We start from the raw sequence: 16,795 nt of genomic DNA, 5'->3' as shown, positions 1-16,795 counted from the left end.
GGCTTTTCTAGCCACCCAGCAAGATCAAAGCAGTTTGCGCCGGCGAGATCGTGCTTTGCAACTGCGCGATCTGACTGCGTGCCAGATATTGATCCGTAAGCGTCGCCACCGCCGCCTCATCCGTGAATTGCGCAAGATCATCCGACCCGGTCACACCCAACAGCCTGTCCTTGAACACCTCAAGTTGTCTGTCGATGTCCAGCTGAGCGAAGCTTGATGGCAGGCCCAGCGCTGTCTCCATCATGCTGCGCAAGGGCGGCTGGCCCATCAGGTCGAACCATTTGGTATCCGCACTGCTGTCCTGCGCCGCCAGATCAGTCAGTGTATGTTGGGTATAAAGCGAAATGCGCATCGTCTCATCGGTCTCACCCACAGCGACCTCGAACCGGGAAACAACATTGTCCTGCGCAATGTCTTCCATAAACGTGACCAAGCCAGTCCTGCGGATTTCACCCGGACCCAGTCCGAAGGCTTCGGAAAACTCCCGATACCGCCTGTCGGCCAGACGGTTGGACAGGGCGTCATCGGCGCTGGTGCCATCCGACAGAATTTTCTGAATGAAATACCGGTTATTGATGTCATCCTCTAACCCAAAGGCCCCCAACGCGACCTGCAATAAGCGCCGGTCTGACACCAGATCCTCGGCAGTTTGTACGTTGCCGATGTTTTCCAGAAAATACTTCGTCTCCCTTTCATTGACGGCAGATGACGCAAAGCTCTCAAGCTGCGCGTCATAGGTGCGCTGCAAGAAACGCCAGCCGACAACACCGCCTGACGGGATGACTGGTTGAAAGGTCATTGCTGATAGGCCATCAGGCGCTCTTCGCGCGGCAACAACGCCCGCAGCGATTTGAGGCATTTGTAGTATTGCTCGGCCAGCAGGGCCTCAGTCGCTTCGGACAGGACCCGACGGCTGTCGGCATCCGTGAAGACCTGGCTCAGCTCCTCAACACGGCGCAAAAGCTGTTGTCGTGCGCTGTCCGGTTCCATATCGCCCGACAGCACAAGCTGAGCGGCATAGCACACTCGCCGCACGGGCGTGTTCACCTCATCGGGATGGATCGCATCGCGCAGGCGCAGGACATTGGCGTCCGGCGTCATGATTGAGAACCGGCTTCGACGGTCCCCATTTTCGACGACCACACCGTTGATCAGCACCCTTTCCTTCGGTGCCAGTTTCAGAACCAGCCCCCCCATCAGGTTGCCCCCATCTGCCGCAGACCACGTAGCACCGCCATGTTGATCTCAAGCAGCGGCTCGACGGTTGCCTTGTTGCCCAGCACCTGACTGCTGTGCTGTTCTGTGAACTCTGCCAGATAGAAAATCCGCGCGCGCAACTCGTTGGGCAGAGCGTTGTCGGAATCCGAAACGCCGGTGGCCAGAACAGTCCACAAACGGCGGTTTTCGTGCAGCGCCTGAACAAACCCGCCATAATCGGCCTTGCGCCGGGCAGCCGCGGCCTTGAGCCGATGCGTGATCTTGGAAATCGCCTCGTACTCGGTGTCGCGCGGAGTTCGGGTCGGAGCGGCAGTCTGCGCATAGGCACGCTGTGCAAGAGTTTGCGGTGTCACTTGAAATCCTTCCAATAGGCCGTCTTTTGGCGGTCAGGACCGGGGCGCGGTTCCACGCCCCGGTCAGGTTCCGAAGTTTAGCGGAACAGCGACAGGATCGACTGCGGTGCCTGGTTGGCAATCGACAGCGACTGGGTGGCCAGCTGCTGCTGCACCTGAAGGGCTTGCAGACGGGCCGAGGTCTCTTCCATGTCGGCGTCGACCAGCGAACCGATACCGGATTTGAACGAGTCAGACAGGTTCGAGATGAACTCTTTCTGGGTCTCGATCCGACCCTGCGACGAACCGAAAGCGGCCGAGGCGTCAATCGACGTGTCGATCAGCGTTTCAATCGTTGCCAAAGCGGCTGTTGCGCCGGCGCCGGTCGATACGTCAATGCCGGTCAGCGCTCCCAGACCACCCGAGCCCGCGTTCACATACTGCGCCGAGAACGAAACGTCATTGCCCGTCGCGTTGGTCACGGACAACGTGCCCTGAGTACCGGAGTCGTAGTCGACCGTCAGACCGGCAATCCCCAGTTCTTCGATCTTCGCCTTCAGGCCAACGGCGACCAGATCGCCTGTTGTGGTGGCGGCAGCGTCAGCCGCAGACACGGTGTAGGATACGACCTGATCGTCGATCGCGACCACCACTTTGTCACCCGCGGCAAAAGCACCGCTGGATTCATCCGTCACCAACGCCGTTGCCGAGGTTGCGCCATTAGCAATCGTGGCACCGACACGGTCATTTGCCGTCGATGATCCAGTCGACCCGTCAAACACAGCCGCCGCCGTATACCCGCCAGTCGACAGGTTCTGACCCGCAACAGAGATCGAAGACGCTGTGACATTGCCCAAATTGTCCCGATCAAGCGAAGCTAGGATCGAAGCTGAACCTGCGGATCCGTCCACCAGGTTAAGACCGTTGAACTGTGCCGCGCTGACAACCGAGTTGATCTGATCCTTCAGAGCGGTGACGTCGTCATTGATCTTGCCGCGGTCGACGTTGTCTTCCTGCGCGGCAACGATCTTCTCTTTCATCTGGGTCAGCAGGTCGGTCACGGTTTCCGACGCGTTCCGTGCCACAGCAACGGTCGACTCACCCAGCGCCAGACTGTCCTTGATCGCGTTGAAGCCTTTAACGTCAGATTCCATGACCTTAGAGATCGCCCAGACGGCCGAGTTGTCCTTGGCGGTCGCGACGTCCTTACCGGTCGAGATCGCGTTCTGGGTCATTTCCAGGTTCTTGTTGACCGATTTCAGGGTTTGCAGCGCCACCATTGCGCCATTGTTTGTCAGAATGCTGGACATAGCTTTCTTCCTTTTCCGTTCGGGCCCTTTGCGCCCATGCTTACCCCGCAGCACCTGCGGGCTTTGACGTCTTTCTGATCAGTGCGATCCGCCGTCAGGCTGTTCGCGCCACCTGCTGTTTCAGGTGCCCGGCCACCTTTGCCCCTGATCTCCTAACGGAGTGCTAAAGTGCCTCGACCAGAAAATTCGGATTTGAATCAAACCCGTCGCTATGCCCGTTTTTCCAGCTTTGCATTGCGGCGCACGGCATACCCGTTGCGCTGCCCATCCGCGCCATAGGTGCTGAACTCCTGCCGTACCCGACGCAGCTCGGCCATATGGGCGGCAACCGCGCGGATACCGTCGGCGGCACTGTTCAAAAGCGCCTGATTCCGTTCGACCTTTTTCTGCACCCGAATCAACTCGGCGCTGTCCAAGACCCGAAGCTCATTGATGGCACCAATCAGCTTTTCCTTTTCCGGTGCCATGTGATTCAGCCGTTCAAGATCACCATCAACAAGCGCAGAACGCTCAAGGTCCAGCACTTCTTCCAGGGATCGAATCAGGTCGGGTTCAGGATTGGTCGGCATTGGTTTTCTCCATCATGGACTGGAACAGAATTTCGGACAGACCGACTCCGCCGGACTCGGCCAACGCACGCGCCTGGTGCTGCACAAGGAATGACGAAAACTGATCCTCGCCCGCGCCACCGCCAAAGGATTTGCTTGTCTCGCCCAGCCCCGAGGATTTGAGCATTTCCGCCAGAAATGCCGCCTCAAGCTCGACCGCGGCGGCCTTGAGCTTGTCGGTCGTTGTAGGCGGCTGCGCGGCGGGAAGTGTCGCAGAAATCTTCATCGCTTTCTCCGAAATTTACATCGAACTTTCTCGATCAAAGAGGAAAGCAGTTAAAATAAACGTAACTTCCTGCGGGCAGATTTCCGGTCAGACAAACGGAGTCGGAGCAAAATGCCCAACCCTCTTACAGCAGTGATTTCCACACCGACCTCAGCCACAAAACCCGGTCCTGACGCGCAAAACCCACGTGACGCGGACGGGATGGCGTCATTCCAGTCGGTTCTGGATCAGGAAACCCCGCAACACCCGGATGTACCGGAAACGGAGGAGCTTGTTGTTCAGGATCCTGATCTGCACAAGGAAGACGCCGACGACGAAAGTGTCCTGCCCGAAGTCTCAGTCGATCTGGAAAGCCCTCTCGACGATGCAAAGCCCACCTCGCAGCAGCTTCCGCGCGACCCAATCGCCAAAGAGCCTAGCGATGTCTTACCCGTTGCTGCTCTGCCTCCCGAAGCAGACGTCCATATGCGTGATGAGGTACAGCCAGTTCGGCCCGAGGCACCTGTATTTCAACTGGGTCAGCCTGATCAACGCCCTCTTCCACCGGCATTTCAGGCGTTTGCTCAACCGCGTAATGTGCCGGATTTGGCAACCAAACCCCGCATTCAGGCGGTGGGTATGGCTAGCGAAGCAACTCTGAACAAAAAGGCAGCAGTCGTGTTTGGTGTTGAGCCGGAGCGTGGCACGCCAGCCCCGGCTGCGCCCATCGTCGCCGCGCCGCAATCGGCGCGCCCGGATCGCCCGCCGAGCTTCGTTCAAATGCAACTTATGGCGACCGACACCAGCGGGATGCAGGGCGACTCGGTATCGCCGTCTGAAGTTGAAGACATTCAATCGGTCAGAGAGGCACCGGGCCACACACCAACCCGCGACGCGGGAACAAACCTGCACGCTCTGACCGCCTCGGCGCGGTCAGAAACGGCGCGGGCGGTGGCAAATCAGATGGCCTCGGTCATCACTGCGCGCCCGCAGTCAGGTACCATCGAGGTGGCGTTGAACCCCGAAGAACTGGGGCGTGTCTCAATCGTCATGAATGGTCGCGACGACGGCCTGCACATGACGATTGCGGCAGAACGGCCTGAGACATTGGATATGATGCGCCGCCACATTTCGGTGCTGGAGGCAGAGTTCCGAAATCTCGGGCTGGGTGACCTGTCTTTTGATCTCGGAACGTCTTCGGATGCGCAGCAAGACGGCTCGGACCCCGACACTGACGACCAATTTATGCCCAGCCAATCCGAACAGGTTGCCGAGGTTGACTCGGCCCTTCCCCGCATCGGCGCCGACGGGCGCATCGACATAAGGCTTTGACTATGATCACACCGATCCAATCCACTCAGCAACCTACGGCACAGGGCCAGGCTGAGACACCGCGGACATCTCTGGCCGCAGATTTCGATACATTCCTTTTGCTGATGACGACTCAGGCGCAGAATCAGGACCCGCTGGAACCGATGGACTCGACCGAATACGCCTCGCAACTGGCGCAGTTTTCGATGGTTGAGCAGCAGGTGCAAAGCAACGAACTTCTGTCCGAACTGGCTTTGTCACTCGGCAGCGTCAACCTTGAAGAGCTGGCCAGTTGGGTTGGTATGGACGTCCGCACAACGGCGGCCTTCCATTTTGACGGCGCGCCTGTGACATTGACCGCACAGGCCGAACCCGCGGCGGACAAGGCCGTTATGGTGATCCGTGACGAGTCCGGCGCGACGATCGACCGAATGACCATTCCGACATCGGAAACCAGCTTTGCCTGGGCCGGCACCAAAAGCGATGGAACCCCGCTTCCGACAGGTAACTACACCGCCACTCTGGAAAGTTACGACGGAGAGGAATTGCTGTCGGAACAGCCGGTATCGGCATATAACCGGGTTGTCGAAGCGCAGGTCGGGGAAGATACAGTTCTGTTGACACTGGAAAGCGGTCAGGTGGTTCCGGCGGGAATGGTCACGGCGGTCCGAACCGGAGCTTGATCTGCACGACGGGACAGGCCACACCAGTGCAACCAGCGACTCGCTTAATGGACCGGTGATCCCTCTGCCTGACTTGACTGCCCCCCCAAACGATCTGGTCGATGATCTACGCCGCCGGGGCCTTGTAGCGGCTGGTGCGCAGTTTCAAACGCTGTATGGCGGGCGAACCAATCAGGTCTGGAAAGTGCTGGGAGAGGATGGCGGCAAAGTTCTGAAACTCTATCGGTCCGGGCTGCGCAATCCGCTGTTTCGCAACGATGCCGCGTCAGAGGCCGATTGCCTACGCGCTTTGGAGCATACCGGGTTTGCCCCGCGACTGCGCGCGAATGGCCAACACCCGAGCGGCCAATGGGTCTTTTACGATCACGCCCCCGGTTCACCCTGGCGGACGGGGCCGGATCAGGCGGCGGGCTTGCTGCGCCGATTGCACAGGTTGGACATATCTGTCGCGGCACCAAAGGGATGCAACGGCAGCGCTGATTTGGCCCTGCATGGACAGGGTATTCTTGATAAATGCACCTCTGCGATGCGCTTGCGGCTAGAAGAACTGCGCCCCAGGGCTCATATCGAAGCCCTTGCATCCACCTGCCTGATCCACGGCGACCCGGTTGCAGGAAATATTCTGGTCGCCGCATCGGGGCTTACTCTGATTGACTGGCAATGCCCTGCGATTGGTGATCCATGCGAAGACCTTGCGATGTTCTTGTCTCCGGCGATGCAGCACCTTTATCGGGGCTCGGCGCTGACATCCGAGGAAGAGGATCAGTTTCTGGCTGCCTATGGATGCGCGCGTATCGTCGACAGATACAGGTCCCTGCGCCCATGGTATGCGTGGCGGATGGCGGCCTATTGCCTGTGGCGGATTGAAAACGGTGCGCCGGACTATGCCGCGGGGATGGAGTTGGAACTCGCAGCACTCTGACCGCTACAAATCGGAAAGCGCCATCAGCGCATAGGCTGGCGGCATCAAGGCGCGCCGCCATTTGCCCAGAGGAAACCGCGCTGGGCTATGCGCTATCGGGTCGGGAAGCCCGGCCTCTTGCCCCAGGCACATCCGGGCCAGCGCGCGCCCACAATAGGTCCCCATCGCGACGCCGTTCCCGTGATAGGCAAACCCGGCATAGAGCCCCGGATGCCCTGCCACTGGCCCCGCATAAGGAACCAGATCACGCGACAGACATACCATACCTGACCACATATGGGTGATATCGACCTCCGCCCAGCGCGGGAACATCTTCTGAAAGTCCTGCACAGCCTTGCGCCGAATGGCGGCCTCGGCCCGCGGCGAAGACTGCAACCCGCCGCGCATTCCAAACAGAAAACGCTGGTCGGGCATCAGACGGAAGTAGTGCAGCAGATTGCGCGTGTCATAGGCCATCTGATCCGAGGTCCAGCCCTGCGCCTGCAACTCGGCTTCGGACAGGGGTCGAGTCACCAGAACTGTGGATTGGGCAGGCATGTAGCGGCCAGCCAGCCAGGGCGGCACGTCCTCACTGGAATAACCATTGGTGCAGATCAGCACCTGCGCCGCGCTGATCCGACCCCGGCCCGTGTCGAGATCAAATCCCGTTGGCGTTTTACTGACATTCTGAACGGCGCTCTGCTGAAACAGACGGGCACCGTGTGACTGGGCCGCCTGCGCCAGACCGAACAGGTATTTGCGCGGGTTCAGCGCAAAGCCCACCGGGTTGGTATATCCACCGTGGAAGCTGCCTCCGAACCCAAGGTATCGCAGATCCTGAGGCTCATGCACGATGCCCGACGGCTCGGCCTGCCGCCGCAGGGCCTGCATCGCGCGCGAGTTGTGGGCCAGTTGGGTCTCGCCGCTGGAATGCAGGTCTGCATCTATCGCGTGGGTTTTGAGCAGATCGGCAACCAGACCAACCGCGTCTTTTTCGGCCTGCTCATAGCTATGGGCTGCGGCCTCTCCGAACCGAAGCTTCATCGCATTAAAGGTCAGCTTTGACCCGCCCAGACAACAGAACCCGCCATTGCGCCCCGAGGCCCCCCAGCCGGGTGTTTCGGCCTCAAGCACGGCAATGGACACTCCGGCCTCGGCCAAATGTAGTGCCGCGGAAAGCCCGGTGAAACCACCACCAACGACGGCCACATCGACTCGCAGGTTATCTTGCAGCACCGGCCAGTCCGGGGCGGAAATGGTCTCATCCCACCAGCAATTGGTCCTTGGGCCGGGGCCATAGGTGTAATCCGGAAACAGCCGCTTCATTCGACCCGCGCGGCGGCCATTTCGTCCTGTTTCTGCCGTATCATCGCGCGTTTCGTGACCAGTGAGGCGGTGATGACGCCCACGGTAACAACTGCGATCATAATCGTGGAGAGCGCGTTGATCTCAGGGCTCACCCCCAGTCGAACGGCTGAGAATATCCGCATCGGCAGAGTCGTTGCAGACGGCCCCGAGGTAAACGAGGCGATCACCAGATCATCCAGCGACAGGGTGAAGGCCAACAACCAACCCGAGATTACCGCAGGCGCGATAATCGGCAGTGTCACCAAACGAAACGCCTGCGCCGGAGAGCATCCGAGATCCAGCGCCGCCTCTTCCAGCGACTGATCGAATGTCACGAGGCGCGAGGAGACGACGACCGAAACGAAGCACATCGAAAAGGTCGTATGGGCCAGAACGATGGTCAGGATGCCCCGGTCCAATCCGATACCGATGAACAGCAACAACAGCGACAGGCCAGTGATCACTTCGGGCATGACCAGAGGCGCATAGATCATGCCAGAGAACAGGGTGCGGCCAAAGAAACGCCCACCCCGCACCAAAACATAGGCCGCGGCGGTGCCCAGTATTGTTGCGATTGTCGATGAGAACACCGCAACGCGCACAGTCACCCAGGCCGCATCCAGAAGCTGCTCATTCTGGAAAAGCTCGCCATACCATTTGGTCGAGAACCCCGCCCAGACGGTGACCAGTTTGCTTTCGTTGAAGCTGAAGATGATCAGGATGATCATCGGGATGTAAAGAAACGCAAAACCCAGCGTCAGCGAGACCGTATTGAACCAGCTTAATCTGCTCATCGCTCGGCCTCCGTCTGTTTTTGCTGATTGCGCTGGAACAGCACAATCGGGATCACGAGGATCAACAGCAGGACAACGGCCACAGCGCTGGCGACAGGCCAGTCGCGGTTCGAGAAGAACTCTTCCCACAGCACCTTGCCGATCATCAGCGTGCCGGACCCACCAAGGAGTGACGGGATCACGAACTCACCGATCACGGGTATCATCACAAGGAAGCAGCCGGCGATGATACCGGGACGCGACAGCGGGATAGTCACTAGCCAAAAGGCTTGCAGGCGCGAACAGCCAAGGTCTTCGGCAGCCTCGATCAGCGATCCGTCCATCCGCTCCAGCGATGAATAGATCGGCAGGATCATGAACGACAGATAGGTGTAGACGATGCCGATATAGACCGCCGTATTAGTATTCAGAATGGTAAGCGGGGTCGAGATGATGCCCGTCCACAGCAGCAACTGATTCAGGTAGCCTTCGTTCGACAGAATGCCCATCCACGCATAAACGCGGATCAGGAACGAGGTCCAGAACGGCAGGATCACCAGCATCATCAGCGTTGGCCGCCATTCTTCCGGCGCGCGGGCCATGCCATAGGCGATTGGGTAGCCCACCAGCAGCGTCAAAAACGTCGAGATCAATGCGATTTTGACGCTGGACAAATAGGCCTTCCAATAGAGGTCATCCTCGGTCAGCCAGACATAGTTTTCGAGATCAAGTTGGCTGAAGAAATCTTTGATCCCGGCCCAGCCCTGCGACAGGTCCAGCGTCGGCGTATAAGGCGGGATTGCAAGCTCGGTATCCGACAGTGAGATCTTCAGAACGATGAAGAACGGCACCAGAAACAGTGCCAGCAGCCAGACATAAGGAACGGCGATCAGAAACGCGCGGCGCATCAGTCAGCCAGCAGAACCGCAGCCGTCGCTGTCCAGGACAGCCAAACCGGGTCTTCCCATGTAAAGGAACGGCGCGAAATACGGCGGGTATTGGCCGTCTGCGCCTTGATGATCGTACCGTTGGGCAGTTCCACGTGATAGGTGGACAGGTTACCCAGATAGGCGATGTCGTGAACTCGCCCCTGCACCGCATTGATCGCATCTGCCGGGCGGTCGGTCGAAATCGTAACTTTTTCGGGTCGGATCGCAATGTGACAAGCTTGCCCGTTCGAAAAATCGCTGGCCGAGGTTGCCGTTAGTGGCGCCTGACCTTCGGCCCAATCGACCTGATAAGTGTCCTCTCCATTGGCGGTCGCGCGTCCCTCGATGATGTTCACATCACCAATGAAATCCGCAACATAGACCGAGTTCGGGTTCTCATAAATCCGATCCGGGGTCGCCACCTGCATCAAGCGGCCCTGATCCATCACCGCCACACGGCTGGCAACGGTCATGGCCTCTTCCTGATCGTGGGTCACGATCACGAATGTGGTGCCGGTCTTCTCCTGAATGTCCATCAGTTCGAACTGCGTGTCCTGCCGCAGTTTCTTGTCCAACGCGCCCAAAGGCTCGTCCAGCAGCAACAGCTTCGGTGCCTTCGCCAGCGAGCGAGCCAGTGCGACACGCTGACGTTGGCCGCCTGAAATCTGATGTGGCTTGCGGCGGGCGAACTGTTCCAGCCGGGTCAGGCGGAGCATTTCCTCGACCCGTTCTTCAAGGTCATGCTTGGGCATATTGTCCCGACGCAGACCAAAGGCGATGTTTTCCCAGATGCTGAGATGGGGAAACAGCGCATAGGACTGGAACATCATGTTCACCGCGCGCTTGTTCGGCGGGATCGGGTCAATGTCCTGCCCCCCCAGCATGATATGCCCTTCGGTGGGCGTCTCAAATCCGGCCAGCATCCGCATCATGGTGGTCTTGCCGCAACCTGATGGCCCCAACAGCGCAAAAAATTCTTTTTCGAAGATATCCAGAGACAGATTGTCGATGGCCGTAAAATCTCCGAACCGTTTGGTGACATTCTGGAACTGGATCAAGGGTTTCGCCTGCGGGTCTTCCCACGGCGCAAAGACGTCAGAGTTCAAAACGGCCCCCGTTCGGCTGTCTGGAAAAAGGGGCAAGGCGGACAGGCCGCCTTGCTCAGATACATCAGATCAGGTGCCCGATTTGATCTTGGTCCACATGCGCGTCACGACCCGCTGCGTCTTGGACGGGTAGGGCGTCGTGATGTAGAGGTTTTGCATGGTCGCATCATCCGGATAGATCGCCGGATCACCGATCACGTCTTCCTCAAGGAACTCCTGCGAGGCTTTGTTGCCATTGGCGTAGTAGACGTAGTTCGACGCCGCCGCCATGTTGTTGGCGTCCAGAATGAAGTTCAGGAACTTGTGTGCGCCTTCCGGGTTCGGAGCATCCGCCGGAATCGCCATCTGATCGAACCACATCAACGACCCTTCGGCGAAGGGGTGGTATTCGATATTCACGCCGTTGTCGGCTTCGGCGGCACGATCCCGGGCTTGCAGAATGTCACCTGACCAACCCACAGCCACACAGATATCACCGTTGGCCAGCGCATTGATGTATTCCGAGCTGTGGAACTTCTGGATATGCGGGCGAACGCTGGTCAGTAGATCCTCGACTTTTTTGATGACATCCGGATCGTGGCTGTCGGGATCTTCACCGATGTACTGCAAAGCCATCGGAATCATTTCAGCTGGTGCGTCCAGGAAATGCACCCCGCACGAGGCCAGCTTCTCCATGTTCTCGGGCTTCAGGACCAGGTCCATGCTGTTCAGCGCCACGTCGTCGCCCAAGGCTTCTTTGACCTTGTCCACATTCACGCCGATGCCGGTCGTGCCCCACATGTAGTTGATTAGTTGATCGAATACGCGTTGTCCGGGTCATAACCGGCGGTGCGATCCTGAATCACATCCCACAAGTTGCCAGCGTTGGACAGTTTGGCGGCGTCCAGTTGCTGAAACGCGCCGGCCTGGATCTGACGTTGAAGGAACGTACCGGACGGCACCACCACGTCATATCCCGAACCACCGGCCAGCATCTTGGTTTCCAGAACCTCATTGCTGTCGAACACGTCGTAAATCAGCGTCAGGCCGGTTTCTTCCTCGAATTTGGTAAGCAGATCCTCGTCGATATAGTCGGACCAGTTGTAGACTCGCACCTCTTCGGCGAAAGCCGCCGAAGTCCCCAATGCGATGACCGCTGTCAGTGTCAGCGTTTTGATTGACATTTTTCTCTCCCTGCAAGTGTACGGGTATTTTCACGTTTTTTTGGATTTGATCAAGTTTTGCGTTTCCCCCCGATCCCGAGTATGGTTCCACGAGGTCAGATACCTGGCAAGTCAACATCACCTGAAACAAGGCAAACCAATTGGATTTGATCAAAAATAAGGCACCTTACGACAAGGCCGAGCCAGATAAACAGCCAGCGCATGAACAGGTCTACCAGATCCTTAAATCACAGATCATGTATGGCGATCTGGTCCCCGGGCAGCCCGTTACGATACAGGGTCTGACTGATTCGCTAGGCGTCGGCATGACCCCGGTGCGCGAGGCGATCCGCCGCCTGATCTCGGACGGGGCGCTGGTGTTTCAGGGCAACCGCAGGGTGAGCGTTCCGTTGTTGTCAGGCGCTGATGTCGAGCAGATGATTTTCGCGCGAATATCAATAGAATCAGAGCTTTCCCGGCGCGCGACGTCCAACATGACCAACGCGGATATCGACCATCTCGAAGATATCGACAAGCGACTGGACCGGATGATTGGTGACGGCGACGTCAGCGGCTACCTGCATCTGAACCACAGGTTTCACGAAACTCTGTACTCTTTCGCGGACGCGCCGATTTTGCGTGATCTGGCTGAACGCCTGTGGTTGCGATTCGGCCCGTCTTTGCGCGTCGTATGCGGGCGCTTTGGCACTCAGAGCCTACCGGACCGGCATAAGGACATCGTCACTGCCCTGCGCGCCGGTGATGCGGAAAAGGTGGCGAAGGCCACCGCGCAAGACATCGAACAGGGTATGGAGCTGATGGCCGAGGCGCTCGGTGCAAGTGAACGCTGAGCGATTCGATTGACAGGAAAAAATTTGATCATATTGTAATCCGCAACCGCTTTGCGCAGGAGTTTCCCGGATGTCTACCATCACCAATCACATGCCCACCGCCGAATTGCAGGCGCTGGATGCTGCCCATCACATGCACCCGTTTTCGGCCAATGGCTCTCTTGGCAAAGAAGGCGCACGGGTCATCACCCGCGCCAAGGGCGTCTACCTGACCGACAGCGAAGGCGAACAGATTCTGGATGCCATGGCCGGCCTGTGGTGCGTGAATATCGGCTATGGCCGCGACGAGCTGACCGATGCAGCCGCCCGTCAGATGCGCGAACTGCCCTATTACAACACGTTCTTCAAGACCACCCACGTGCCTGCCATCGCGCTGGCGGCAAAGCTGGCCGAACTCGCGCCGGGTGATCTGAACCACGTGTTCTTTGCAGGTGGCGGGTCCGAGGCCAATGACACCAACATCCGTTTGGTGCGCACCTACTGGGCCGAGAAAGGTCAGCCAGACAAGAACATCATCATCAGCCGCCACAACGCCTATCACGGGTCCTCCGTCGGTTCGGCCTCGCTGGGCGGCATGGCGGGGATGCACGCGCAGGGCGGCATTCCGATCCCGAACATCCACCATATCAATCAACCGAACTGGTGGGCCGAGGGCGGCAACATGTCACCCGAAGAGTTCGGCCTCGCCCGTGCGCGCGAATTGGAAGAGGCGATTCTGGAACTGGGCGAAGACCGCGTCGCCGCCTTTATCGCTGAGCCTGTGCAGGGTGCAGGCGGTGTGATCGTTGCACCGGACACCTATTGGCCGGAAATCCAACGCATCTGCGACAAGTACGAAATCCTGCTGATCGCGGACGAAGTCATCTGCGGTTTCGGCCGCACCGGAAACTGGTTCGGATCACAGACCGTCGGGATCAAGCCGCATATCATGACCATCGCCAAAGGCCTCAGCTCGGGCTATGCGCCCATTGGCGGCTCGATCGTGAACGATGAGATCGCCGAGGTGATCGGCGGGACCGAGTTCAATCACGGCTACACCTACTCCGGCCACCCTGTCGCCGCCGCAGTAGCGCTGGAAAACCTGCGCATTCTCGAAGAAGAAAAGATCGTCGACCACGTCCGCGACGTTGCCGCCCCTTATCTGAAAGAGAAATGGGAAGCACTGACCGATCACCCGCTGGTGGGTGAGGCCAAGATCGTTGGCATGATGGCCTCAATCGCGCTGACCCCGGACAAAGCCAGCCGCGCCAAGTTCGCCTCAGAGCCCGGCACAGTTGGTTATCTCTGCCGCGACCGCTGCTTTGCCAACAACCTGATCATGCGCCATGTCGGTGATCGAATGATCATCTCTCCGCCGCTGATCCTGACCCCTGCGGAGATCGACGAGATGTTCGTGCGGATCCACAAATCACTGGACGAGGCGCAGGCCGAGATCAAAGCGCAGGGGCTGATGAAAGCCGCTTCTTAAAACGGCGCGAACAGAACTTCAAAAAAAGGAGGGGGCTTGCAAAAGCCCCTTTTTTTCTGCAGACGCCTCAGTGCCGAGCAGTTATGGCGAAAGCCAAGGATGGCATCATTTCTCACCCTACGGAGCTTGATAACCCTCGTTCCAGCTGTCTTCGTACTCTCCCATCATTCTGGACGAAGCCAACAGCGAAGCAAAAAATCTTGCGTATACATCCCGCGACATCAGGGGTTCGTTTTCGTCCAAGAGCTGCACAAGTCTAACGACGTCGGCCGCGAAAACACCATAAACCTCTTTGTCCGCGGATGTCGGGTCCACGGTCCAAATGTTGCGCTCATCGTAGTACTGCGCTGACTCTGGTTCATCATCAATCATATGGCGGCCTCATCACTGTGAGGCACACTTGGGAGCGATCAGAGCCCGAGCAATAGCAGTGGCAGCAACTCACATGAGATTGGCTGTCTCGACCAACTTTTCATGGCGAATGCACGAATGCTGAGTTGAGTTTTCAAACTCCACTCATGCCTTTACCGCAGCCGTTCCAACAGCATCAAGCTCGCATATCCATCCGGCACCAATCCTTGCGCCAATTGATAGGCGCGCACTGCTTCGGTCGTATTCGGACCGGTGCGCCCGTCGATGCCCTGCGTGTCGAACCCGGCCTCGGTCAGACGAGTTTGCAGCTCTTTCTTCTCGGTGAAACTCAGTATCCGGTCCCCTCGGGGCCATTCAGCCTGAAACGGGGAACGCCCGGCAAGCCGGTCGGACAGGTGGCCTATACCGATCACGTAGGCATCGGCGCCGTTGTATTTCTCGATCACGCCGAAATTGTCGAAGATCATTAGCGCCACGCCCTGCCCTCCGGCGGGTAGCAGGATGGCCGCCTGCCCGTGATCCGGGACCGGTTTTCCGTCCCGCCCGACCACGCCACGCGCGGCCCAGTCTGACGGCATCAGGGTGAAATCCCGCTTGGCGGTGGCATAGTCGAACCCTTCGGGCAGGCGCACCTCGACACCCCAGGGCTGCCCTTTGGTCCAGCCGTGGCGCGCCAGATAGGCGGCGGCAGAGGCCAGCGCGTCAGTGGGGTCTTCGGACCAGATATCGCGCCGACCGTCACCGTCGAAATCCACCGCGTGATCCAGATACGAGGTCGGCATGAATTGGGTATGCCCCATTGCTCCGGCCCAGCTGCCGATCATGTGATCAGGGCTGACATCCCCGGCCTGAACGATCTGCAACGCGGCGATCAACTGGGTTTCAAAAAACTGCGCCCGCCGCGCATCAAAGGCCAGCGTTGCCAACGAGCGAATAGTTTGGTCGCTGCCCCGGAATGACCCGAAAGACGTCTCAAGCCCCCAGATCGCCGTCACAACCTCTTTTTCAACGCCGTATTGCGCTTCGATCCGGGCAAGTGACGCATGATGCTGCTGCAAACCTGCGCGCCCGTTTGACACGCGCCGGTCTGAGACCGCAGCGTCCAGATACTCCCAGATCGGTTTTGAGAACTCGGCTTGATTGCGATCGCGCTCAATCACCCGCTTGTCATAGGTCAGTCCGGCCAAAGCCCGATCCAGCGTTGCCGCTGAGATGCCTTTCTGCATCGCCCGACCCCGGAACGCGCCCAACCAAGCCTGAAACCTTGCATGTCCTTCGGCTGACACCCGAAACTCCTTAGTGACCGGCCTTAGCACGGGCCGGAGTGATATGGTCATATCGGCTGAGGCCAGTTGAAGGGAGTGTTGCCCATCCTCTGTGTCGGGGGTTTGTGCCTGCACAATGGATGCCCACAATGCAACGGTCATCGCGCCGCTTACGCATTTTCGCATTCCGATTTTCCTGTTTTCTGCTCAGGTCAAAGGATAGCGCAAAACCGGAATTTTACAAAACACTCAGCTTTCGTCCTCGCGGGATTTTGCTTCCCGCTCGGCGCGAATGCGGGCCAGTGCGTCGCGCAGCAAAGGCACCCTGTTCGGGCGAAAACTCTCGTCGCAGACGCGCATGCTGTGCATCCGGTCCAGACGGAAAACACGGAAATCCTGCCTCAGCAGGCACCAGGACAACAAGACGCTGGCGCGGTCCATATAAACAATGCTCAGGGGTTTGACCTTGCGGTGCGTGGCATCGCCCTTGGCATCGGTGTAGTCGAACGCGATCACGTGTTCGTCCCAGGCCGCCTGCCGCAGGTCGGCGACATCAACGGTCGGCCTTGCAGGTCGGTCGAACCGGGTTGCCGTCAGCACAGCGTGGCTGAGGCGATGCGATTGCCGTGGCGGTAGTCGCCCCTGCAACTTGTGCAATGCCGCTCCGGCTGCCTCTGACAGGCCCGGATCACCAATCGCCTGAACCTCGCGCAGGCCAAGCACCAGCGCTTCAAGCTCATCATCAGTGAAGCCCAGCGGGGGCAAGGTCGCATCCTCAATCAGAGTAAAACCAAAGCCGGCCTCACCATCGATGACCGCGCCAAGCCCGCGCAACGTGTCGATGTCACGGTGGATCGTCCGCGCCGACACACCCAGATCCTGCCCCAACGCGCCCGAGGTTTTCGGCGACGGGCCAGAGCGGAGCGACTGCATCAGCTGGAACAGACGGGCGGTGCGGGACATGATGGAAAGCT

At 58.8% G+C, this 16,795-nt stretch carries 18 protein-coding genes and 1 pseudogene; 5 read left to right on the top strand and 14 right to left on the bottom strand.

What is annotated here, in order from left to right:
- Positions 1-7: 7 nt before the first annotated feature.
- The 6 genes from ACOQOY_RS13540 to ACOQOY_RS13515 all read right to left on the bottom strand — a co-directional run bounded on the left by ACOQOY_RS13540 (position 8) and on the right by ACOQOY_RS13515 (position 3,694).
- On the bottom strand, positions 8-799 hold the full coding sequence (locus ACOQOY_RS13540; protein ID WP_420585933.1) for a DUF1217 domain-containing protein: 792 nt from the start codon (positions 797-799) through the stop codon (positions 8-10).
- Complete coding sequence (gene flbT, locus ACOQOY_RS13535) at positions 796-1,197, bottom strand: flagellar biosynthesis repressor FlbT (protein ID WP_420585932.1); 402 nt, start codon at positions 1,195-1,197, stop codon at positions 796-798. The genes ACOQOY_RS13540 and flbT overlap by 4 nt, the downstream gene beginning before the upstream one ends.
- Positions 1,197-1,571 (bottom strand): flagellar biosynthesis regulator FlaF, encoded by a 375-nt coding sequence (flaF, locus tag ACOQOY_RS13530; RefSeq protein ID WP_420585931.1) that lies wholly within the window; start codon positions 1,569-1,571, stop codon positions 1,197-1,199. Before flaF ends, flbT begins: the two co-directional genes overlap by 1 nt.
- Positions 1,572-1,648: 77 nt before the next feature.
- On the bottom strand, positions 1,649-2,860 hold the full coding sequence (locus ACOQOY_RS13525) for a flagellin (RefSeq protein ID WP_420585930.1): 1,212 nt from the start codon (positions 2,858-2,860) through the stop codon (positions 1,649-1,651).
- Positions 2,861-3,069: 209 nt separating this feature from the next.
- A complete protein-coding gene (locus ACOQOY_RS13520; protein ID WP_420585929.1) occupies positions 3,070-3,429 on the bottom strand; it encodes a flagellar biosynthesis protein FlgN in 360 nt (119 codons plus the stop codon).
- A complete protein-coding gene (locus ACOQOY_RS13515) occupies positions 3,413-3,694 on the bottom strand; it encodes a rod-binding protein (RefSeq protein WP_420585928.1) in 282 nt (93 codons plus the stop codon). The genes ACOQOY_RS13520 and ACOQOY_RS13515 overlap by 17 nt, the downstream gene beginning before the upstream one ends.
- A gap of 111 nt (positions 3,695-3,805) precedes the next feature.
- Here ACOQOY_RS13515 and ACOQOY_RS13510 point away from each other — a divergent pair, with 111 nt between their 5' ends.
- The 3 genes from ACOQOY_RS13510 to ACOQOY_RS13500 all read left to right on the top strand — a co-directional run bounded on the left by ACOQOY_RS13510 (position 3,806) and on the right by ACOQOY_RS13500 (position 6,589).
- The gene (locus ACOQOY_RS13510) at positions 3,806-5,005 is read left to right on the top strand and encodes a flagellar hook-length control protein FliK (RefSeq protein ID WP_420585927.1); all 1,200 of its coding nucleotides are present in this window, start codon (positions 3,806-3,808) and stop codon (positions 5,003-5,005) included.
- Positions 5,006-5,007: 2 nt separating this feature from the next.
- On the top strand, positions 5,008-5,667 hold the full coding sequence (locus tag ACOQOY_RS13505) for a flagellar hook capping FlgD N-terminal domain-containing protein (protein ID WP_420585926.1): 660 nt from the start codon (positions 5,008-5,010) through the stop codon (positions 5,665-5,667).
- A 73-nt stretch (positions 5,668-5,740) separates the two neighbouring features.
- On the top strand, positions 5,741-6,589 hold the full coding sequence (locus ACOQOY_RS13500) for a phosphotransferase (protein ID WP_420585925.1): 849 nt from the start codon (positions 5,741-5,743) through the stop codon (positions 6,587-6,589).
- 3 nt (positions 6,590-6,592) lie between these two features.
- On the opposite strand, the gene ACOQOY_RS13495 is transcribed toward ACOQOY_RS13500, so the two are convergent.
- From ACOQOY_RS13495 to ACOQOY_RS13475, 5 genes and pseudogenes are all read right to left on the bottom strand, one after another.
- Positions 6,593-7,894 carry an NAD(P)/FAD-dependent oxidoreductase gene (locus ACOQOY_RS13495; protein ID WP_420585924.1) on the bottom strand — a complete coding sequence of 434 codons (1,302 nt, stop codon included), beginning with the start codon at positions 7,892-7,894 and terminating at the stop codon, positions 6,593-6,595.
- Entirely contained in the window at positions 7,891-8,709 is an 819-nt protein-coding gene (locus ACOQOY_RS13490) for an ABC transporter permease (protein ID WP_420585923.1), read from the bottom strand. Before ACOQOY_RS13490 ends, ACOQOY_RS13495 begins: the two co-directional genes overlap by 4 nt.
- Positions 8,706-9,596, bottom strand: coding sequence for an ABC transporter permease subunit (locus tag ACOQOY_RS13485; protein WP_420585922.1), 891 nt, complete (start codon positions 9,594-9,596; stop codon positions 8,706-8,708). Before ACOQOY_RS13485 ends, ACOQOY_RS13490 begins: the two co-directional genes overlap by 4 nt.
- Positions 9,596-10,723, bottom strand: a complete 1,128-nt coding sequence (locus ACOQOY_RS13480) for an ABC transporter ATP-binding protein (protein WP_420585921.1) — start codon at positions 10,721-10,723, stop codon at positions 9,596-9,598. Before ACOQOY_RS13480 ends, ACOQOY_RS13485 begins: the two co-directional genes overlap by 1 nt.
- A gap of 69 nt (positions 10,724-10,792) precedes the next feature.
- Positions 10,793-11,886 (bottom strand): annotated as a pseudogene (locus tag ACOQOY_RS13475) (polyamine ABC transporter substrate-binding protein).
- Between the two features lie 140 nt (positions 11,887-12,026).
- On the opposite strand from ACOQOY_RS13475, the gene ACOQOY_RS13470 reads away from it, so the two are divergent.
- Both ACOQOY_RS13470 and ACOQOY_RS13465 read left to right on the top strand, forming a co-directional pair.
- A complete protein-coding gene (locus tag ACOQOY_RS13470) occupies positions 12,027-12,716 on the top strand; it encodes a GntR family transcriptional regulator (RefSeq protein ID WP_420585920.1) in 690 nt (229 codons plus the stop codon).
- Positions 12,717-12,786: 70 nt separating this feature from the next.
- Positions 12,787-14,184 (top strand): aspartate aminotransferase family protein, encoded by a 1,398-nt coding sequence (locus ACOQOY_RS13465; protein WP_420585919.1) that lies wholly within the window; start codon positions 12,787-12,789, stop codon positions 14,182-14,184.
- Positions 14,185-14,301: 117 nt separating this feature from the next.
- Here ACOQOY_RS13465 and ACOQOY_RS13460 read toward each other — a convergent pair whose 3' ends face one another.
- The 3 genes from ACOQOY_RS13460 to ACOQOY_RS13450 form a co-directional block, all read right to left on the bottom strand.
- Positions 14,302-14,556, bottom strand: a complete 255-nt coding sequence (locus tag ACOQOY_RS13460; RefSeq protein ID WP_420585918.1) for a hypothetical protein — start codon at positions 14,554-14,556, stop codon at positions 14,302-14,304.
- Between the two features lie 152 nt (positions 14,557-14,708).
- Positions 14,709-16,007 (bottom strand): lytic murein transglycosylase, encoded by a 1,299-nt coding sequence (locus tag ACOQOY_RS13455; protein WP_420585917.1) that lies wholly within the window; start codon positions 16,005-16,007, stop codon positions 14,709-14,711.
- 63 nt (positions 16,008-16,070) lie between these two features.
- The gene (locus tag ACOQOY_RS13450; protein WP_420585916.1) at positions 16,071-16,784 is read right to left on the bottom strand and encodes a helix-turn-helix transcriptional regulator; all 714 of its coding nucleotides are present in this window, start codon (positions 16,782-16,784) and stop codon (positions 16,071-16,073) included.
- Between the last annotated feature and the right edge of the window lie 11 nt (positions 16,785-16,795).

It is taken from the genome of Ruegeria sp. (assembly GCF_965221235.1).
Taxonomy (GTDB): Bacteria; Pseudomonadota; Alphaproteobacteria; order Rhodobacterales; family Rhodobacteraceae; genus Ruegeria.
This window is presented reverse-complemented; position numbering and strand designations above follow the sequence as displayed.

What these genes read in the sequence shown, in the direction of transcription:
- ACOQOY_RS13460 (WP_420585918.1), bottom strand. Translation starts at nt 14,556, where the DNA reads ATGATTGATGATGAACCAGAGTCAGCGCAGTACTACGATGAGCGCAAC.
- flbT (WP_420585932.1), bottom strand. Translation starts at nt 1,197, where the DNA reads ATGGGGGGGCTGGTTCTGAAACTGGCACCGAAGGAAAGGGTGCTGATC.
- ACOQOY_RS13520 (WP_420585929.1), bottom strand. Translation starts at nt 3,429, where the DNA reads ATGCCGACCAATCCTGAACCCGACCTGATTCGATCCCTGGAAGAAGTG.
- ACOQOY_RS13505 (WP_420585926.1), top strand. Translation starts at nt 5,008, where the DNA reads ATGATCACACCGATCCAATCCACTCAGCAACCTACGGCACAGGGCCAG.
- ACOQOY_RS13540 (WP_420585933.1), bottom strand. Translation starts at nt 799, where the DNA reads ATGACCTTTCAACCAGTCATCCCGTCAGGCGGTGTTGTCGGCTGGCGT.
- ACOQOY_RS13510 (WP_420585927.1), top strand. Translation starts at nt 3,806, where the DNA reads ATGCCCAACCCTCTTACAGCAGTGATTTCCACACCGACCTCAGCCACA.
- ACOQOY_RS13455 (WP_420585917.1), bottom strand. Translation starts at nt 16,007, where the DNA reads ATGCGAAAATGCGTAAGCGGCGCGATGACCGTTGCATTGTGGGCATCC.
- ACOQOY_RS13515 (WP_420585928.1), bottom strand. Translation starts at nt 3,694, where the DNA reads ATGAAGATTTCTGCGACACTTCCCGCCGCGCAGCCGCCTACAACGACC.
- ACOQOY_RS13485 (WP_420585922.1), bottom strand. Translation starts at nt 9,596, where the DNA reads ATGCGCCGCGCGTTTCTGATCGCCGTTCCTTATGTCTGGCTGCTGGCA.
- ACOQOY_RS13465 (WP_420585919.1), top strand. Translation starts at nt 12,787, where the DNA reads ATGTCTACCATCACCAATCACATGCCCACCGCCGAATTGCAGGCGCTG.
- ACOQOY_RS13450 (WP_420585916.1), bottom strand. Translation starts at nt 16,784, where the DNA reads ATGTCCCGCACCGCCCGTCTGTTCCAGCTGATGCAGTCGCTCCGCTCT.
- ACOQOY_RS13525 (WP_420585930.1), bottom strand. Translation starts at nt 2,860, where the DNA reads ATGTCCAGCATTCTGACAAACAATGGCGCAATGGTGGCGCTGCAAACC.
- ACOQOY_RS13495 (WP_420585924.1), bottom strand. Translation starts at nt 7,894, where the DNA reads ATGAAGCGGCTGTTTCCGGATTACACCTATGGCCCCGGCCCAAGGACC.
- ACOQOY_RS13490 (WP_420585923.1), bottom strand. Translation starts at nt 8,709, where the DNA reads ATGAGCAGATTAAGCTGGTTCAATACGGTCTCGCTGACGCTGGGTTTT.